11 protein-coding genes (1 of these 11 cut by a window edge) are annotated in these 15197 nt (G+C 67.1%); 9 read left to right on the top strand and 2 right to left on the bottom strand.

Annotation, left to right across the window (positions count from 1 at the left end):
- The first annotated feature begins 24 nt into the window (after positions 1 to 24).
- The 5 genes from NA11_RS11915 to NA11_RS11895 all read left to right on the top strand — a co-directional run bounded on the left by NA11_RS11915 (position 25) and on the right by NA11_RS11895 (position 6144).
- Positions 25 to 1002, top strand: coding sequence for an alpha/beta hydrolase (locus NA11_RS11915; protein WP_069161908.1), 978 nt, complete (start codon positions 25 to 27; stop codon positions 1000 to 1002).
- A 154-nt stretch (positions 1003 to 1156) separates the two neighbouring features.
- Positions 1157 to 3082 (top strand): PT domain-containing protein, encoded by a 1926-nt coding sequence (locus tag NA11_RS11910; RefSeq protein WP_069161907.1) that lies wholly within the window; start codon positions 1157 to 1159, stop codon positions 3080 to 3082.
- Positions 3079 to 3897: an ESX secretion-associated protein EspG gene (locus NA11_RS11905; RefSeq protein WP_069161906.1), complete on the top strand. Its 819-nt coding sequence runs from the start codon at positions 3079 to 3081 to the stop codon at positions 3895 to 3897. Before NA11_RS11910 ends, NA11_RS11905 begins: the two co-directional genes overlap by 4 nt.
- 178 nt (positions 3898 to 4075) lie before the next feature.
- The gene (locus NA11_RS11900; protein ID WP_084654542.1) at positions 4076 to 5845 is read left to right on the top strand and encodes a hypothetical protein; all 1770 of its coding nucleotides are present in this window, start codon (positions 4076 to 4078) and stop codon (positions 5843 to 5845) included.
- An 80-nt stretch (positions 5846 to 5925) separates the two neighbouring features.
- Positions 5926 to 6144 carry a YbaB/EbfC family nucleoid-associated protein gene (locus tag NA11_RS11895; protein WP_069161905.1) on the top strand — a complete coding sequence of 73 codons (219 nt, stop codon included), beginning with the start codon at positions 5926 to 5928 and terminating at the stop codon, positions 6142 to 6144.
- Here NA11_RS11895 and NA11_RS11890 read toward each other — a convergent pair.
- Together NA11_RS11890 and NA11_RS11885 are read right to left on the bottom strand one after the other, a co-directional pair.
- The gene (locus NA11_RS11890) at positions 6107 to 6763 is read right to left on the bottom strand and encodes a response regulator transcription factor (protein ID WP_069161904.1); all 657 of its coding nucleotides are present in this window, start codon (positions 6761 to 6763) and stop codon (positions 6107 to 6109) included. The genes NA11_RS11895 and NA11_RS11890 overlap by 38 nt on opposite strands.
- 93 nt (positions 6764 to 6856) lie before the next feature.
- The gene (locus NA11_RS11885) at positions 6857 to 8224 is read right to left on the bottom strand and encodes an MFS transporter (protein ID WP_069161920.1); all 1368 of its coding nucleotides are present in this window, start codon (positions 8222 to 8224) and stop codon (positions 6857 to 6859) included.
- Between the two features lie 267 nt (positions 8225 to 8491).
- On the opposite strand from NA11_RS11885, the gene NA11_RS11880 reads away from it, so the two are divergent.
- The 4 genes in view from NA11_RS11880 to NA11_RS11865 are tightly spaced (at most 53 nt apart) and all read left to right on the top strand, a layout consistent with a single transcriptional unit that may run on beyond the window.
- Complete coding sequence (locus NA11_RS11880; protein WP_069161903.1) at positions 8492 to 9721, top strand: hypothetical protein; 1230 nt, start codon at positions 8492 to 8494, stop codon at positions 9719 to 9721.
- Between the two features lie 20 nt (positions 9722 to 9741).
- The gene (locus tag NA11_RS11875; protein WP_069161902.1) at positions 9742 to 10062 is read left to right on the top strand and encodes a hypothetical protein; all 321 of its coding nucleotides are present in this window, start codon (positions 9742 to 9744) and stop codon (positions 10060 to 10062) included.
- A 53-nt stretch (positions 10063 to 10115) separates the two neighbouring features.
- A complete protein-coding gene (locus NA11_RS11870; RefSeq protein WP_069161919.1) occupies positions 10116 to 10643 on the top strand; it encodes a YbaB/EbfC family nucleoid-associated protein in 528 nt (175 codons plus the stop codon).
- A 30-nt stretch (positions 10644 to 10673) separates the two neighbouring features.
- Positions 10674 to 15197, top strand: the 5' portion of a protein-coding gene (locus NA11_RS11865) for an IQM protein middle domain-containing protein (protein WP_069161901.1). Its footprint extends 25611 nt past the window's final position; only the first 4524 of its 30135 coding nucleotides appear in the window; the start codon lies at positions 10674 to 10676; its stop codon lies off the right edge, out of view.

Below are 15197 nucleotides of genomic sequence, written 5' to 3'. Positions count from 1 at the left end.
AGTTTGTCTGGGTTCAATGGTGGGATGATCAAAGGTGATCGCGGCTTTGCCGACGTGTCCGTGCCCAGCCGGGTCGCCATTCTCGGGTTGAACGCGACACTGCGACCGCTCGGCTCGGTGTTGCCACAGAATCGGCTCGGCGTGGCCGCCGCTCGGCTCGGCCTGGCCATTTCGTGCCATATCTGGTTCGACAAGGAGCAGCCGCACCGCAGCGTCGACGAGCAGGGACCGCGCGGCCGGACGGTCGGCGAGTGGGTCGGCGAACCGCCTCGGCCTGGCACTCCGATCATCTACTACCTGCACGGCAGCGGCTACGTCGGCTGCAGCCCTGCCACGCATCGCGGCCTGGTGTCCGAGCTGGTGCGCAGGCTGCGCAGGCCCGCGTTCTCCCTGGACTACCGGTTGGCCCCGGAGCACCGGTTCCCGGCGGCTCATGACGACGTGCTGAACGGCTACCTGTGGCTGCTCGAGCAGGGTCACGCCGCCGAAGACATTGTGCTGATGGGTGATTCGGCGGGCGGCCACATGGCGCTCGGCCTCGCCATCCAGCTGCGCGCACTCGGCCTCGCGCAGCCCGCCGCGATCGTCGCGTTCTCCCCGCTGGTCGACGCGACCTGGTCGTTGGCCGCCGAACGCCTTACCGACGTGTGGGATTCGTTCATGTCGCTCGGCCTGGCCAGCAAGATGACCGGGCTTTACACCGGGACAGCGCATTTCGATGATCCGCGGCTCGATGTGCTGAGCGGTGTCGGCGCCGACCTGCCGCCGATGCTGCTGCAGGCAGGCGGCGCGGAAATGCTCAGCGCCGACGCCGAACGATTCGGTGCGGCACAGCGTGCGGCGGGGGGCCGCTGCGAGGTCCAGCTGTGGCCAGGCATGTTCCATGTCTTCCAGATAGGCCATCGCCTGCTTCCCGAGTCCCGCGCCGCCCTCACCGCCGTCGAGCAATTCGTCGCGGCCGTCGAATCCCGCTCTACCGCTCGCGATCCACGTTCCGCCTAAGGAGCGGTTAAGTTTCCTGGGCAAAATGCCCACAACGCTGGAGGATTGCGTGATGTGCGCTGGTTCGGTTCAATCCTCGTAGGCGGCACTCGGTGGTGTGCATCATGCGAGATGGTGACCTAACGCGGGTGGGGAGCGTCAGGAGGAGCGTTCGATGGGCAACAACTCGCCATGGTCCGAGTTGCGCGCGCAGCAAAAGGCCAACAGCGACCTCGTCAAGGTCGATACCGGTGTCGCGCAGGGGTGCGCGAAGGCTTGTGCCGCGATGATCGGCGAATTGAAGGGCTATCAGCAGGTCGTCAACGTCGAGCATATCGAGACGATGGAGCGCCTGTCTCCGCTCGGCAGCGGTTTGCTGCTGACGGAGGCGTACAAGAAGAAGGCGCACGATCTGAATACCAAGCTCGGTCAACATATTACGGCGCTGACCGACCTCGCCGATCTGTTCAAGGCCGCCGGGCTGGCCTATGCGAACCAGGACGCCGACTCGAGGGCGAAGTTCAAGGAACTGGTCCCGAGGCTAAGTCAGGTCAACACCTCTCCGCCCGGTGTCGACCTCAAATACAGCGCGCCGAACTACCTCAAGACCGTGACGACCAATATGCCAGCGGAGAAGCCGACGGTTCCCGCCTCGATCAGGGACAACGAGGCCATCGATGTCGGGTTGGAAGCCCCGAAAAGCATGATGGGCCCCGATCTGGTCAGGCTGCGCAACGAGTGCAGGGCCGACGCGGCGTTCCGGGCCGGAGCGGTCTGGAAGACGTTGGCGGAGCGCCTCGTCGTGGAGGCGGGCAAGCTCGACCGGCATCTCGCGGCCGTCACCGCCGAGCAGTGGCGCAGTCCTGCGGCGGACAAAGCGGTCGCCGTGGTGAATCGGTACGGGACCGTGGTCCAGCAATTGGCCACGCGCATGCAGGTGGTCGGCGCCTATTTGAACTACACCTCGCAGTGGCTGACCGCGACCGCATTCGCGATGCCGACCTCGTTTGCGGGATTGTCGGAGAGCAAGCTCAACGAATACCGCGACAAGTACCGAGATACCTACGCGCGCGGAATGGCTGACACCGCATCGACCTTCCCGGTCTTGCCGGATCCGAATTTCGATCCGACGGCCAGACCCGCGGGACAGCCGACCGGGCAGCCCACGGGTCAGCCGACGGGTCAGCCCACGGGGCAACCCACAGGTCAGCCGACCGGGCAACCGACGGGGCAGCCGACCGGCCAACCCACGGGGCAGCCGACCGGGCAACCTACCGGGCGGCCCGGAGGCGGACCCGGTGGTCAGCCGGGCGGGCAACCCGGCGTTCAAACCGCAAGCCAGAAGCTGCCAGACACAGACAAGTTGGCGGAGGAAGCGGCCAAACAGCAACAACAGCAACAGAAGCCGGAAACCAAGCAGCCGGACCCCGACAAACCGCAGACCCAACCGGCCGCCGCGGCCAGCGCCATGGACATGATCGGCCCGCTCACCCAGGCGTTGTCGACCGGGGTGCAGGGCATCAGCACTGGTATTCAGGCTGCGGTGCAGGCGGTCGCGCAGATGCATGCCGCCGACGTCGCCGCCATGGCGGCGCAGCAGCAACACGGTCCTGACGCCCAGCACTCCGGTGACCACGACGGCAAGCCGGGGGACGCCGACGACAAAGACAAAGACGACAAGGACAAAGACAAAGACGAAAAAGACGACAAGGACAAGGACGAGAAGGACCGAGACGGGAAACACACGGAAGCGGACGCCGATCCGCTGCTGAGACTCTTTCCCCGAGTGGAACTTCCGTCACTGCCCGGCCTCCCGCAAGCGCTGGCCGCACCTTTCGTTTCGGGGACCGGTGTGCCGCACGCTCCGTGGGCCGCAGGCATCCCCAATGCCGTGGGAAGCGAAGGCACACAGGCTATTCCGGCAGTCGGCGACGGCAGCTCGCCGATAGCCGCGGGCGCCAGGCCCGGCGTCTTACCGAGTTCCACCGAGGTCGCCCGCGCGCTCGCGGACCAACTCGGCTTACCCGAGTCGAGCCTGCCCGAGCTCGGCCTGCTCGACGCCGAGCCGCCGGAGTCGGATCGCCCGGTGACCGAGACGTGACCCAGACCTGGACGTTCACCGACGACGAGTTCGACGCGCTCTGGGAGCGTTATGCGAACACGCATCTCCCCGCACCGTTCATGTACACCTCCCGTGCCAGGCGGCTCGACGACTACGAGCGCCAGGCGTTCCAAGCGTGGGATCGGTTGCGGCGCACCCTGGATTCGTCATTCCATGAGGTGCTGGAGACGTTCCTGCGGCCGGAGGTCTCGGTGATCGGCTACGGCTGGAACGAGCAGGACATGGACAACCCGGAGAAGCGGACCAGGGTGCGCGCGGTCCGAGCGGGTTCGCGCGGCTATCTGATGACCCAGCTGCCCGGTGAAACCATCTGGCACAGTGGCGGTTTCATCATCACCGACTGTGGTCCACACGGCATCAGCGATGCGGTGCTCGCGGCGCTGCCGCAGTCGGCGAAAGCGGGCAGGCTGCGCAACATTCCCATCGTGATCAACCGGAATGACGAGGACGGTGAGTACCACCACGCCGGATCGGTGGCCCTGGACAACGCCAAGGACTCGTCGGTCGAGCGGAGTCAGCGGTTTCTGGACATCCCCGCAACGAGTACCGGTGCCATCACCATTCATCAGGGCCGGTCCAAGTTCGGCCCGCGCGGCATCATGCAGGAGATCCTGATGTGGCGTGATCTTCCTGGCGACGGTCGGTACGTGATCAAGGTCGACAACGCGCCGGTGGCCATGGGCGTCGGCCCGGACCGGCTGCGCGACATGGTCGATGAGGCCATCGAGCGGATCCTGGAGCGAATGGACACCCACTGGGAGCCGGATCAGCTGCCGCAGCGGGGACGGTGGTAGGCCGATGCACTCGAAAGAAGGCGTGTGCAGCGGGGACTTTGTCGCATTTTTGTTCAGTGATCGTGCGGGGGTTCGCTATGCGAGTATGGGGCGGTAAGACAGCTTGGGCGTCGGGTCTCGGTTGCCTATCGTGCGAGGTAGGCCGGACCCGCGGCATGGATGAGGAGAGTGCTGCACGGTGACCACACCAGGCGACGAGGCTGCCGAGCGCGGATCCGGCGACGAGCGCGCGGCCGATCACGAACCCACTGCCGCGGCGAGTGAACCGACACCTGCGGGCGGTCCGACCGACGACTCGGCACTGTCGCCCGACGACGTCCGAGCCCAAGACTTCATGCGTCAGTTCATGACGTCCATGTCCGCCGACGCCGCCGAGCAGCCCTCGGCTGAGCAACCCGCGGCCGAGCAGGCCGCGGACGACGCACCCGCCGACGCGGACAGTGCGGCCTTCATGAACCAGTTCATGAGCGCCTTCGCCGAGTCCGGCGAACAACCCGACGTCGGTTTCACCCTGCTCGAGCAGCCGCCTTCGGTGGATGTCGCCGACCGAGCCAAGCAGCTCGGCCATCAGATCGCCAGGGACCTGGCGGCGATGGGGCCGGACGGGTGGAAGCTGTTGCACGCGGTGTTCGCGCTCACCACCGGCGCGGAAATCGCGCTGGTCGAGTACTCCGATGAGGACCAGCGTTCGGTGCAGGCGCAGCCGACTCCCGAGATCATCGAGCTGGCCCGCGAGCACCGGGATGTGTCGGCGCAGTTGACCGACGGCCCGTGGTGGCGGTTGCTGATGACGCTGCGCAGCACCGGCGAGATCGAGGTCGACTACGACTACGGCGACGATCCGTTCCCGGACGAGCAGCTGTTTCCGCCGGAGGCCTACCGCGCCGACCTGGAGGTCTACCCGCGGCGGGTGCTGCCGACCTGGCTGGCGGCCTACGTCGGTCACGACGGCAGGCAGTCACGCCCGGCGGATCTGGCTGCGCAGGAGGCGCGCGCCGATCGTGCGGCGGGCGTGCGAGGTGTGTTGTCGCAGCAGGAGTTTCCCCCGTTCCCGCTGATGGCGGCCCGCTGGGCGGTGATCTCGTCGGCCTTCGTCGCCGCCGGATCACAATGGGGGCCAAGGGTTTTGCCCGCGCTCGGCTGGTTCGAGGGCGCCAAGCGCAGCGGCTCGACGATGTACACGCTGCCCGGCGGGCGCGCGGTGCTCTCCGGCGGCGTGTGGAACGCTCCGGAGCTGCGCGCTGCCTACAACGAGGGTGCGCCGCTGCCCGCGTTGTTCGCTGGTGCGCCCGAGTGGGTGGCCAACCCGGTGCTGAATCCTCGTGCGGCAAGCGGACTTCTGTCGTTCTGCTACTGGTGGGACGGCGGGCGCTGGTACCGCGGTGAGTCGCCCACCTCGGACCTGCTCGCCGAGGCGGTGCCCGGCGTCTGGACCTCCGAGACGGTGGTCGACGTGGTGACCGGCCTGCTGGCCGAGGAGCCGACGGATCGCCAGCGCGCCGCGGTCGCGACGCTGGTGTCGGCGGCCGAAGTCGGTGTCGTCACCAGGGACACCCTGGTCGATGTCTTCGGCGACGACGGCACTTTCGATGTCGACAGTGCGCTCTTCCAGCTCACCCTGGCAGGCGTGACGATGGTGCTGCCCGATCCGATGCCGCAGGCCGACGCGATCGAGCAGGTTCGGCAGTACATCGTCGAGCAGGAGCTGGACACCACCGGATATCCACTGGAGAACCTGCGGGCCGATCGGATCAGCGTGGGCTGGATGGTGTTCGTGCCGACCGAGCCCGGCGAAATATCCATCGGTCGCGCCATCTTCTATATCGCCGACGACGGCGTGCTCGAGCAGTCTTCGTCGTCGGTGGCGCCCTCGGTCTATATCGCCGATTTCGAGCAGCGTTTTCAGCAGCGACAGGGTTCGCACGGCATTTCCTTAAGCGACCGCTAAGGATTGGTGGTCCGTCGACTTCCGCTCGCCGCGCGCGCGATTATCGATGCGTATCAAGCGGCGGTATAAGAGGATTCGAGATGGCGGAGCATTCCGAGCGGACGGCGACCGGCTCGGCGCTCGATGATCGGGTGCGGGTGACGGTCGACGCCGACGGGATCGTGATCGATGTCCAGCTCGAGCTCGAGGCAGGCGAGGTCGGCTATCCGGAGCTTGCGCGGGCGGTGACGGCCGCCGCGCAGGCCGCCAAGGCGGCGTTGCTCAAATCCCCCATCTGTAGCCGAAGCCACGGATGGTGATGATCAGGCCTGGACGGTCGAGTTTGGCGCGCAAACCCGCCATGTGCACGTCGAGCACCCTGGAGACCGCGGCCGACGAATCACCCCAGATGCGATCCATCAGCTGCTGACGGCTCACCGCGGTGCCCGGCCGCTCCACCAGGATCTGCACCAGCTGGAATTCCTTGGGGGTCAACGGTATTTCGGTGCCTGCCACCATCACCTGGTGCGCGACCAGGTCGACCCGGACATCCCGGGTGACCACGTCGAGCGGCGCACGCGGACGCCGACTGGCGCGGCGGGTCACCGTCTCCAGGCGCGCGACCAGCTCGGCGATGCGTGGCGGCTTCACCAGATAATCGTCGGCGCCGCCGCGCAGCGCGGTCACGATGCTTCGTTCGCCGCCGCGCGCGGTGAGGATCACCACCGGCACCGAGCTGACCTCCCGTAATCGGCGCAGCACCTCGAGCCCGTCGATATCGGGCAGGCCGAGATCGAGAATGATCGCGTCGTAGTCGTGATGTGCGGCGAGCACGTCGGCGCCACGGCGCTGATGGTCGACGTCGTAGCCGCGTGCGGTGAGTGCTGCGACGAGCGCCTCTCCCACACCCTCATCGTCTTCGACAACCACAAGCCGCACGCGCCGATCCTCGCAGTTCGCGAGGTTCGGCGCGCGCTCTTTTGCATTTACCGGCCGTGACCGGCGTTCGGGCAGCTCATGCCGTGACCTCGGCTATGCCACCGGCACTTCGTACTTGGCTTCGTTGTCGATCGGCGAGTCCTTGGAGGTCTCGCGCATGAAGTAGTAAATGGTGAGCGAGAGCAGGATGCAGGCCGCGACGTACCAGAAGTACACCGACTCGTGGCCCGCCTTCTTCAGTGCAAGGGCGATGGTCTCCGCGGTGCCGCCGAAGATGGCGACGGTGAGGGCGTAGGGCAGGCCGACACCGAGCGCGCGGATCCTGGTCGGGAACAGTTCGGCCTTCACGATGGCGTTGATCGAGGTATAGCCGGTGATGATCACCAGGGCGAGCATCATCAGCGCGAACGCACCGACCGGGTTCGTGGTGTGTGCGAGCACGGACATGATCGGCACGGTCAGCAGCGTGCCTGTGATGCCGAAGAAGAGGAGCAGCTTGCGCCGGCCGACGCGGTCGGACAGTATGCCTGCCAACGGCTGTAGCACCACGAAGACCAGCAGTGCGAGGAAGTTGATCCACGCCGCGGTCGACTTGGAGATGCCTGCGGTGTTGATCATGAACTTCTGCATGTAGGTCGTGTACGTGTAGAACGCGACCGTGCCGCCGAGGGTGAGACCGACCACGATCAGGCATTCCCGCGGGTACCGCAGCAGTATCCGGAGCGACCCGCGCGCCGCCCGTTTCCGCGCGACATCGGCGGCGATCGCATCGATCGCCTCGGGACCGGTGAGCTTGTCGAGATTCGCAGCGACCTGGTAGTGCTCCGATTCGTCCATGTGCCGTCGCAGCCACATGATCAGCACAGCGGCGCCTGCGCCGATCACGAACGGGATGCGCCAGCCCCAGTCGTTCATCTGCGCATTGGTCAGGAATTGCTGCAGGATGATCTGTACGCCGAGCGCGACGAGCTGGCCTGCCACCAGGGTGACGTACTGGAAACTCGAGTAGAAGCCACGCTTGCCCGGCGTCGCCACCTCGGACAGATACGTTGCGCTGGTTGCGTATTCGCCGCCGAGGGACAGGCCCTGGAGCAGCCGGGCCAGCACCAGCATGACCGGCGCTGCGATGCCGATGGTCTGGTAGCCGGGGGTCATCGCGATCATCAGGGAGCCCGCCGCCATCACGGTCACCGACAGGGTCAGCGCCGAGCGCCTGCCGTATCTGTCGGCATACATGCCTAATGCCCAGCCGCCGATCGGGCGCATCAGGAAGCCGACCGCGAATACCGCGGCCGATTGAAGTAATTGCGCGGTCGAATCACCTTTGGGGAAGAACGATTGGGCGAAATACACGCTGAACGCCGCATAGACGTACCAGTCGTACCATTCGGCCAGATTGCCGAGCGATCCTCGCAGGACGTTGCCGATGACCCTGCGCTCGCCCGCGAACTGTGTTGTCATGTGAATCTCCTTCTGCCGCCACACAGATCGGCTGGCAACAAGGGTGTGCGCAGTCATTTCGACAACCCAGAGTTCGGAGTAGGTTCTAACTGTTCCTTAGGAAATTTGCGAACAGTATGCTGACCTGCGGAAATTGCTCATTTCGGATTCTTAACAGTCCCTTTAGCTTGTTGTGCTCGGTACGGGGTTCGGTAGGCGCGCCAGCGTGTCACTATCGAAAAAAGACTGCGCAGCGGCAGTCTCGGCGGGCAACGGGAACGGCAACAGATGAGCGGCGAGAAATTCGAAGACGCCACCGGCGTAAGCGATCTCGCGGTCGATGATGCGCGCTCCCCGCTGGCGCGACTGGTCGCAGGCGTCGCCGCGCTCGGCAGGCCTGGCCTGCGCCGGGTGGACGCGGCGTTCGCGGTGACGACCTCGGTCGAGTCGGCGCGCATCATCTGCACCGACGGAACGCGGGTGAGCCGGATCGAGGCGCCGCCCGCGCTGCTCGCCTTGGCCCGCGCGCATCGCGCAGAGGCGCTGACCGCGCCTGGCGGCCCGTGGTGGCGAGTGCTGGTGCGGATCAACGCATTCGGTGCGCCCGAGGTCGATTACGACTACGGCGACGAGCCGTTTCCCGGCGATCAGCTGTTCCGGCCCGAGGTCTATCAGGCCGACGTTGCGGCGTATCCGCGCCCGCGGCTGCCGGTATGGCTTGCGGCCTATATGACACACGGCAACAGGCAATCTCGTACCAAACGCCGTGCCGACATCGGTGCGCGGGCCGACCGAACTCGCGGCCTGCGGCCGACGCCCGTCGACGCGGATGTGCCCGGCTTCCCGGAGATGTGGGCAAGGTGGGCAACGATTTCCGCGGCCTGCGAGGCCGTCGCCGCCGAGCCTGGGCCTCGGGTCGTGCCGGACACCTGCTGGTATGAGAGCGCGCGCAACGGCAGCAGCGGTTCCTCGCTGTATGTGCTGCCCGGCGGCCGTGCGGTGCTCTCCGGTGGCGTCTGGGCAGCCCCCGCGCTGAACGCGGCATACAACGGTGGCATCGATCTGCCGAATCTCTATGCCGGAGCACCCGATTGGGTGACCAACGCGGTGCTGAACCCGCGCGCCGCGGTCGGCCTGCTCTCGTTCTGTTTCTGGTGGGAGGGCGGCCGATGGTATCGCGGGGAGTCGCCATCCATGGAGCAGTGCGGGGTAGCGCTGCCGCCGATCTGGACTGCGAGCACTGTGCTGGAGACCGTGGCGCGGCTGTTGTGGCCACAGCCGAACTACCGGCAGCGGGCCGCGGTGGCCAGGTTGTCGGTGGCCGCCGAGCGGGCCGAGGTCACCCCGGAGTTGGTCCGGGATGCGGTCGGTGCGCATCGGGACGTGGCAGGCGCGCTGCGCCAGGTGGTTTCCGCTGGATTGATGGCACCGTCCGGGGCTACCGTGGAGCGAGGGGCCGCGCCGAACGTTCACCTACTGGACGGTTGGTATCTATGTAATGATCGAATTGCGTTGTAGCGGAAGGTTCGGAGGGCGACATGTCAGGCAGGGTCGAAGCCAGCACGACAGGCATCAAGAACACCGGGAGCCACGCACACCAGGTGATCTCCAGGCTCGAGGAGATCCTCGCCGCGATGGAGCGGGCACACGCCGCCGGCTATGGCAAGTGGGGCTCCGACGACTTCGGTAAGAGCTTCGAGAGCGAGAACGGCTACGTCGCCTCCTACGAGAACCTCAAGGGCGTGATCCAGTCGCAGATCGCCCGGCTGCTCGAGTATTCGGAAGGCATGATGACCAGCGCGGAGTTCCTGCGGGACATGGAGTTGGCCAACGAATTGGGCCTGAAGTTGGAGCAATAGCTGGTTCCAGTGTCGAGGAGTCAGGTGCCGGGGGTGCGGGTTAGGAGAGGTTGATGGCGTTCGAGATCGCGAATGCGCAGTTCACCGAGATGATGGAATCGGTGCACAAGAGCATCAAGTCGATGGCGCGGTCGCAGCAGGAGCAGGCGCGGCTCACCGCGACGGCCTACGCGGCGGGTAAGCGGGTCGCGGTGGTCGTCAACGCTCGGGGGGTGGTCATCGAGACCCGATTCACTGCGGATATCGCCGATCTGACGCCGAAGGAGCTGGCCGCTGCGGTGACGGCCGCGGCGCAGGACGCGGCCGGTCAGGTCGAGCGCAAGACCCGCGAGATGATCCAGGAATTGCGCGACGAGCAAGCGCGACTGCCCCGGCTCTCCGAGATCGTGCCGGGGCTGCCCGATGTCGAGGACATGATGCCCAAGATGCCCGAGATCTCCACCGCCCCGCCGAGCGCACGGTCTCGTGCCCGCGCCGAGGGTGAGAGCGTGGACGGGACAATGGAATTCACCGATGTGGTGCCGCTCGACGAGACCCGTCCTGACCGCCCTGGATCCGGCGTCGCCGAATCCGGTTGGTAGGACCGGAGTTGCCGCTATGAGGGCCTGCTGATGGGCACCTGGATTACGTCGATATGGGATTGGATTCCGCCGTGGATCCTGACCACGCTCAATTTCGGCATGGCCTACCCGGACGGGGACGCCGGGGCCATGTTCGACCTGGGCGACGATCTGGAGGACGTCGGCAAACAGCTACTCGATCTGGAAAACGATCTCAACCTCCTGCTCAACCAGATCAAGAAGGAATACCCCGAGGGCCAGGGCGTCGAGAACATCAGCGCTGAGCTCGACAAGTACTTCGGTGGCGACTTCACCATTCGCAAGAACGGCGAGGGCCTGCAGGACCTCGGCACCTATGTGCATGGTGGTGGCGCCTCGATCGAAGGCTCGCAGGCGCTCTCGGCGTACTTCGCCGCGGCGACCGCCCGGACGATCATCATGCTGCTGATCGAGGGCTGGCCGTATGGCGTGATCGGTGCTGGCATCGCGGCGGGCATCGGCCGGGTCGGCATGGGGATTCTCGGCAAGGAAGCGCTGCGCAAGTTCGAGCAGGAAGCCGCCCGGCTCACCGCCAAGAACCTGGTGCTGCCCTACGTCAAAAAGATCACCATGAAGCGGGCGGCCACCCAGGCGTCCAAGAACCCGCTGAAGAAGCTGGACCAGTGGGCACTGCAGAAGGGCGGTAAGGCCGGCCTGGCCAGGACCGCGCTGACCGGTGGTATCCGCGGCGGCGTGCATGGCACGGCACTCGATCTCGGTATTCAAGGCCTGCAGGTGGCGTCGGGTCATCGCGACAACATCGACTGGATGCAGACCACCCGCACCGCCGTCGACTGGGCGGCGGGCGGCGCGCTCGGCGCCCCGATCGGCCGCCGGATCGGCGAAAGGTTCCAGATCAAAGCGCAGGCGGGGAACCCGTCACGATTGAACCCCCGATTGCAGCGCGCGTATGCCGCCGCGATGGGTGGCGTCGCCGGTGTGCCTGCCATGTGGGCCTCCGGCATGGGCTGGCAGATGGCCGTCGAGGGCAAGAGCTGGAGCGAGGTCGACAAGACCTTCCACTGGGAGATGATCGGCGCGGGCATCGGCATGGGCGGCCTCAGCGCCATGCGTGGCCACGGCATGACCGTCCCCAGCTCGGCACTGATTCTCAGCGACGGCGCGCATACCAGGCCGCCGGGTGGGCCGTCGATGTTCGGGGAGCATGCTGCGAAGGAGGCTGCCGCGCCGGTGGCCGACCGAGTCATGCGAGCCAGCCATCCGGACCGGGTGCAGGACCCGGTGGCGCGTGAGCGCTACGCGGAGACCTTCAAACGCGCACAGCAATTGAAGGATTCACCGCGCGTCTACACGACCGACAACAACGGTGGCCGCCGGGAGATGAGCTACAACGAACGCCTGGCCGAGCTGCGCAAGCTCGAACAGGACTTCGCCAAGTCACCGCCGCCGAAAGATGTCAGCACGTCGGCACAGCCGACCGGCACAGCGTCGACACACACCGAAACTGGTTCTCGTACTACACATTCCACGACGAACCCGACGGATTCTGGTGCACGTACACCGGGGACGGCTGTCCCGCAGGACAGCGGCAGAAGCAACCTTCCCGCGGAACGCGGCACCGGCTCGACGGAGCGCGGCGTCGCGCCGCGCGGGGCCGCGCCTGCCGAGCAATCCAGCACGTCACCGGCCAACCAGGGCCGGGCCGGGGTAGCTCCGCTCACGGGTGCCGCCGGTGCCACGAGTGTCGCTAATATAGCTGCGGAGCAACAGAATACGGCGGTACCGCAGGGGCAAGTCGCCCCCCAGTCGCAGACGTCTGAAGATTCCGGCGTGATCGAGCGGAACACGCCGGCGCCCACCGAGGAACGTCCCGTCGGCGGCGAGCGGAATGGATCGGAACCGGTTGGTGGCAAGAACGATCCGGTGCTTGCCGAGCAGCACCTGCCCAGTACCAAGCCCACAGACACGCCCGGCGTGGCCGAGCGAACAGTGGACACGACGGGTGCCAAGGAAGGCTCGACCAAACCGGAGGGCATCTATACCGAGCCGAGCAAGCCCGGCAACGAGGTAGTACAAGACAATTCGCGATCGCGCGCCGACGACGCCGTGGTGCCGGAGCGGGACGTGGTGCCCGATGTCGTCGCCCCGGTCTCGGAACCGCCTGCAGCACAGCAGATTCGACCGGAAGCCACGCCTGTGCCCCGCGAGTCGATCGCGCCGCCACTGCCCGGCAAGAACGACACAGGCAATGCGCGCGTCATCGGCGCCGAACCAGGGATCGTCGATCGCGCCAATACTGTTGGTACGCAGGAGAGCAAGCCTCCGCGCGTCGGTGTGTTCGATGGTAAGCAAGAGCAGCGCATCGAGGGCGGCCAGCTCGACGGTTCCCGCCCGCGCGCAGCGGAGCCGCCGCCGCGCGGCGCCGAACCCGAGGCCAGGCAGCCGAACCAGGACTCGGGCGTCGCCGGTGTGCCGCCCGAGCCCAAGCGGACCGACGTCGAGGCCAGGCGGGCGCCATCCGAGGCGGAGTTGCGCCGCTCGGCCGAGCTCGAGCGGCGCAACATCCCGGTCGAGCCGGGCCGTGGTGACGGCGCGTCGCCTGCGCACGTCCGGCAGCCCGACAAGCAGGCGGAACTGATTCCGCAAACTCCGGCCGAGTTGTTCGAGCTCATCGCCAACGGCGTCGAGGCCCGCCGCGAGCCGCCGATCAATACCTGTGTGCTGGACTCGATCAACGAGCTGCGCGCGAAACAGGGCGACGTCGCCGACCCGGTGACCGACCCGAGCAACAGGTTGGGCGAGCCGTGGTCGGCGGTGCAACCGCGTTTCCGCGGCGCGATCCCGGAGCGCTTCGTCGGCGAGGACGGCGGCGCCGGGCACGCCAAGATCCTCGACGCGTTGCACGAAAACGGGAAGGGCGCCAGCGCGTGGGTCGTCGAGGAGCGCGTCACCCGCAACAAGCAGAACATCGGTGTGCACACCTACACCGTCACCAACGCAGGGGAAAACGCGGCAGGCGCACGCCAATACGAGATCGGCGGCCGGATCGTCACGCTCGTCGGCACCGATGGCGCAGGCCGGGAGTTGCTGATCATCAACGACGCTCCGGACAGCGGGCTGTACGCGCTGGCCGATCTGGCCGGTGGCTCCAGGGAGAACGCCGCTCGCACCTCGGCGATCATCTATCGCGACGGTCAGGTCGTCACCAGTGGGCGGGAACTGCTGGTCCTCGCGGGCAGTGAGCCCGTCGGCGCGACGCCGGAGCATCACGGGGCGACGGAACCACGCCGCGAGTCGAGGCAGCTGATGCGCGACATGCAGGCGGCGGTCGGCGAGGAGATGCGACATCGCGCGCAGGCCGAGAATCTGCGGACGGAAGCCGAAGACGCCCGTGCGGCAGGGCGATCCGAGCTGGCGGAGCGGCTCGACGAGCAGGCGCGCACCGTCGACGAGCGCGCCGAAGCGGCGCGCGGGCGCGCCGAGCAATTGCGCATCACGGTGCTCGAGCGGGAAACGGCCCACCTGACCGAGGTCGATCGGAATCTGCGTGCGCGCGATGATGCGCTGGTGGTTCGGCTCGGCGAGCAGCTGGGTGATCCGGCGCGGGTCGAGTCCTTCCGCGCCGATCTCGCGCAGATCAACGCGGTCGAGGGACTGCAGCGCGACGCCGCAGCGGCGAGTGTCCGTGAGCGCGAACCACTGCCGACCATGCGGGCGCTGGAACGGGAGATCGCCGAGCTGCGCGACACCGAGCGGCAGCTGCTGGAGGGCGCGCAAGCCATCGAGGACCGGCTGGCCGGCATTCCGTTCGCTGCGGAAGAGCGGCGCGCGATGCTGGAGGCCGCGCACCGCGGAGTGCTCGAGGTGCGTGGTGAGCTGCAGCCACGCGAGGCCAGGTACCAAGAGCTCGCCGACCGGCATGCCGCGGCCGTCGAGGAGCGAGTGGCGGCGGAGGCGCGCCGGGACGAGGCGCTGGCCACCCGGGAGCGAGTGGCCGACGAGTTCGGTGTCCGCGATCCCGAACAGCTGAGCCCGCGGTATCGAGAGGACGCACCGGCGCGCGAGGGCGAACCGGTAGGCCGGGCCGCGGAACAGCCTGCCGCGCAACGCAAGGAGCTGTCGCCGGAGGCCGCGCACGTCCGTGAACTCCGCGGGATTGCCGACGAGCTGCGCAAGGTCGCCGAGGAGGGCATGGAGGTCGCCGGCCGCCGCGCGATCATGCGGAATCTGGACGAACTCGGTGCGCTGCCGCTGTCGGAGCGCGTCGGCCTGGTGCCGGAGCGGCTGGCCGAGGACGGCACGATCCGGCCCGCGCAACTCATCGTGCTCGGCACCGACAACAATCCACGCGGCTACTACCGCGCCATGGAGCACGTCTTCGGTCGGCAGACCGACCGGATGCTGGCGGAGTCGGGCCGGGGGGAGTACGAGGTGCGCTTCGGGCGGGTGAACCCGGATGGTGCGCCGCACACGACAGTCGGGCTGGAGCAGAACCAGGAGCGCAGCGGCAACGCGAAGCTCGACAAGTACCCCGCGCCGTTCGAGGACAAGCTGCCGCCGTACTGGATCAAATAC

This window comes from Nocardia altamirensis NBRC 108246 (genome assembly GCF_001612685.1).
Taxonomy (GTDB): domain Bacteria; phylum Actinomycetota; class Actinomycetes; order Mycobacteriales; family Mycobacteriaceae; genus Nocardia; species Nocardia altamirensis.
The sequence above is the reverse complement of the archived record's forward strand: the minus strand, read 5'-3'. Positions and strand labels throughout refer to the sequence as shown.

What these genes read in the sequence shown, in the direction of transcription:
- NA11_RS11915 (WP_069161908.1), top strand. Translation starts at nt 25, where the DNA reads ATGATCAAAGGTGATCGCGGCTTTGCCGACGTGTCCGTGCCCAGCCGG.
- NA11_RS11910 (WP_069161907.1), top strand. Translation starts at nt 1,157, where the DNA reads ATGGGCAACAACTCGCCATGGTCCGAGTTGCGCGCGCAGCAAAAGGCC.
- NA11_RS11895 (WP_069161905.1), top strand. Translation starts at nt 5,926, where the DNA reads ATGGCGGAGCATTCCGAGCGGACGGCGACCGGCTCGGCGCTCGATGAT.
- NA11_RS11885 (WP_069161920.1), bottom strand. Translation starts at nt 8,224, where the DNA reads ATGACAACACAGTTCGCGGGCGAGCGCAGGGTCATCGGCAACGTCCTG.
- NA11_RS11880 (WP_069161903.1), top strand. Translation starts at nt 8,492, where the DNA reads ATGAGCGGCGAGAAATTCGAAGACGCCACCGGCGTAAGCGATCTCGCG.
- NA11_RS11875 (WP_069161902.1), top strand. Translation starts at nt 9,742, where the DNA reads ATGTCAGGCAGGGTCGAAGCCAGCACGACAGGCATCAAGAACACCGGG.
- NA11_RS11870 (WP_069161919.1), top strand. Translation starts at nt 10,116, where the DNA reads ATGGCGTTCGAGATCGCGAATGCGCAGTTCACCGAGATGATGGAATCG.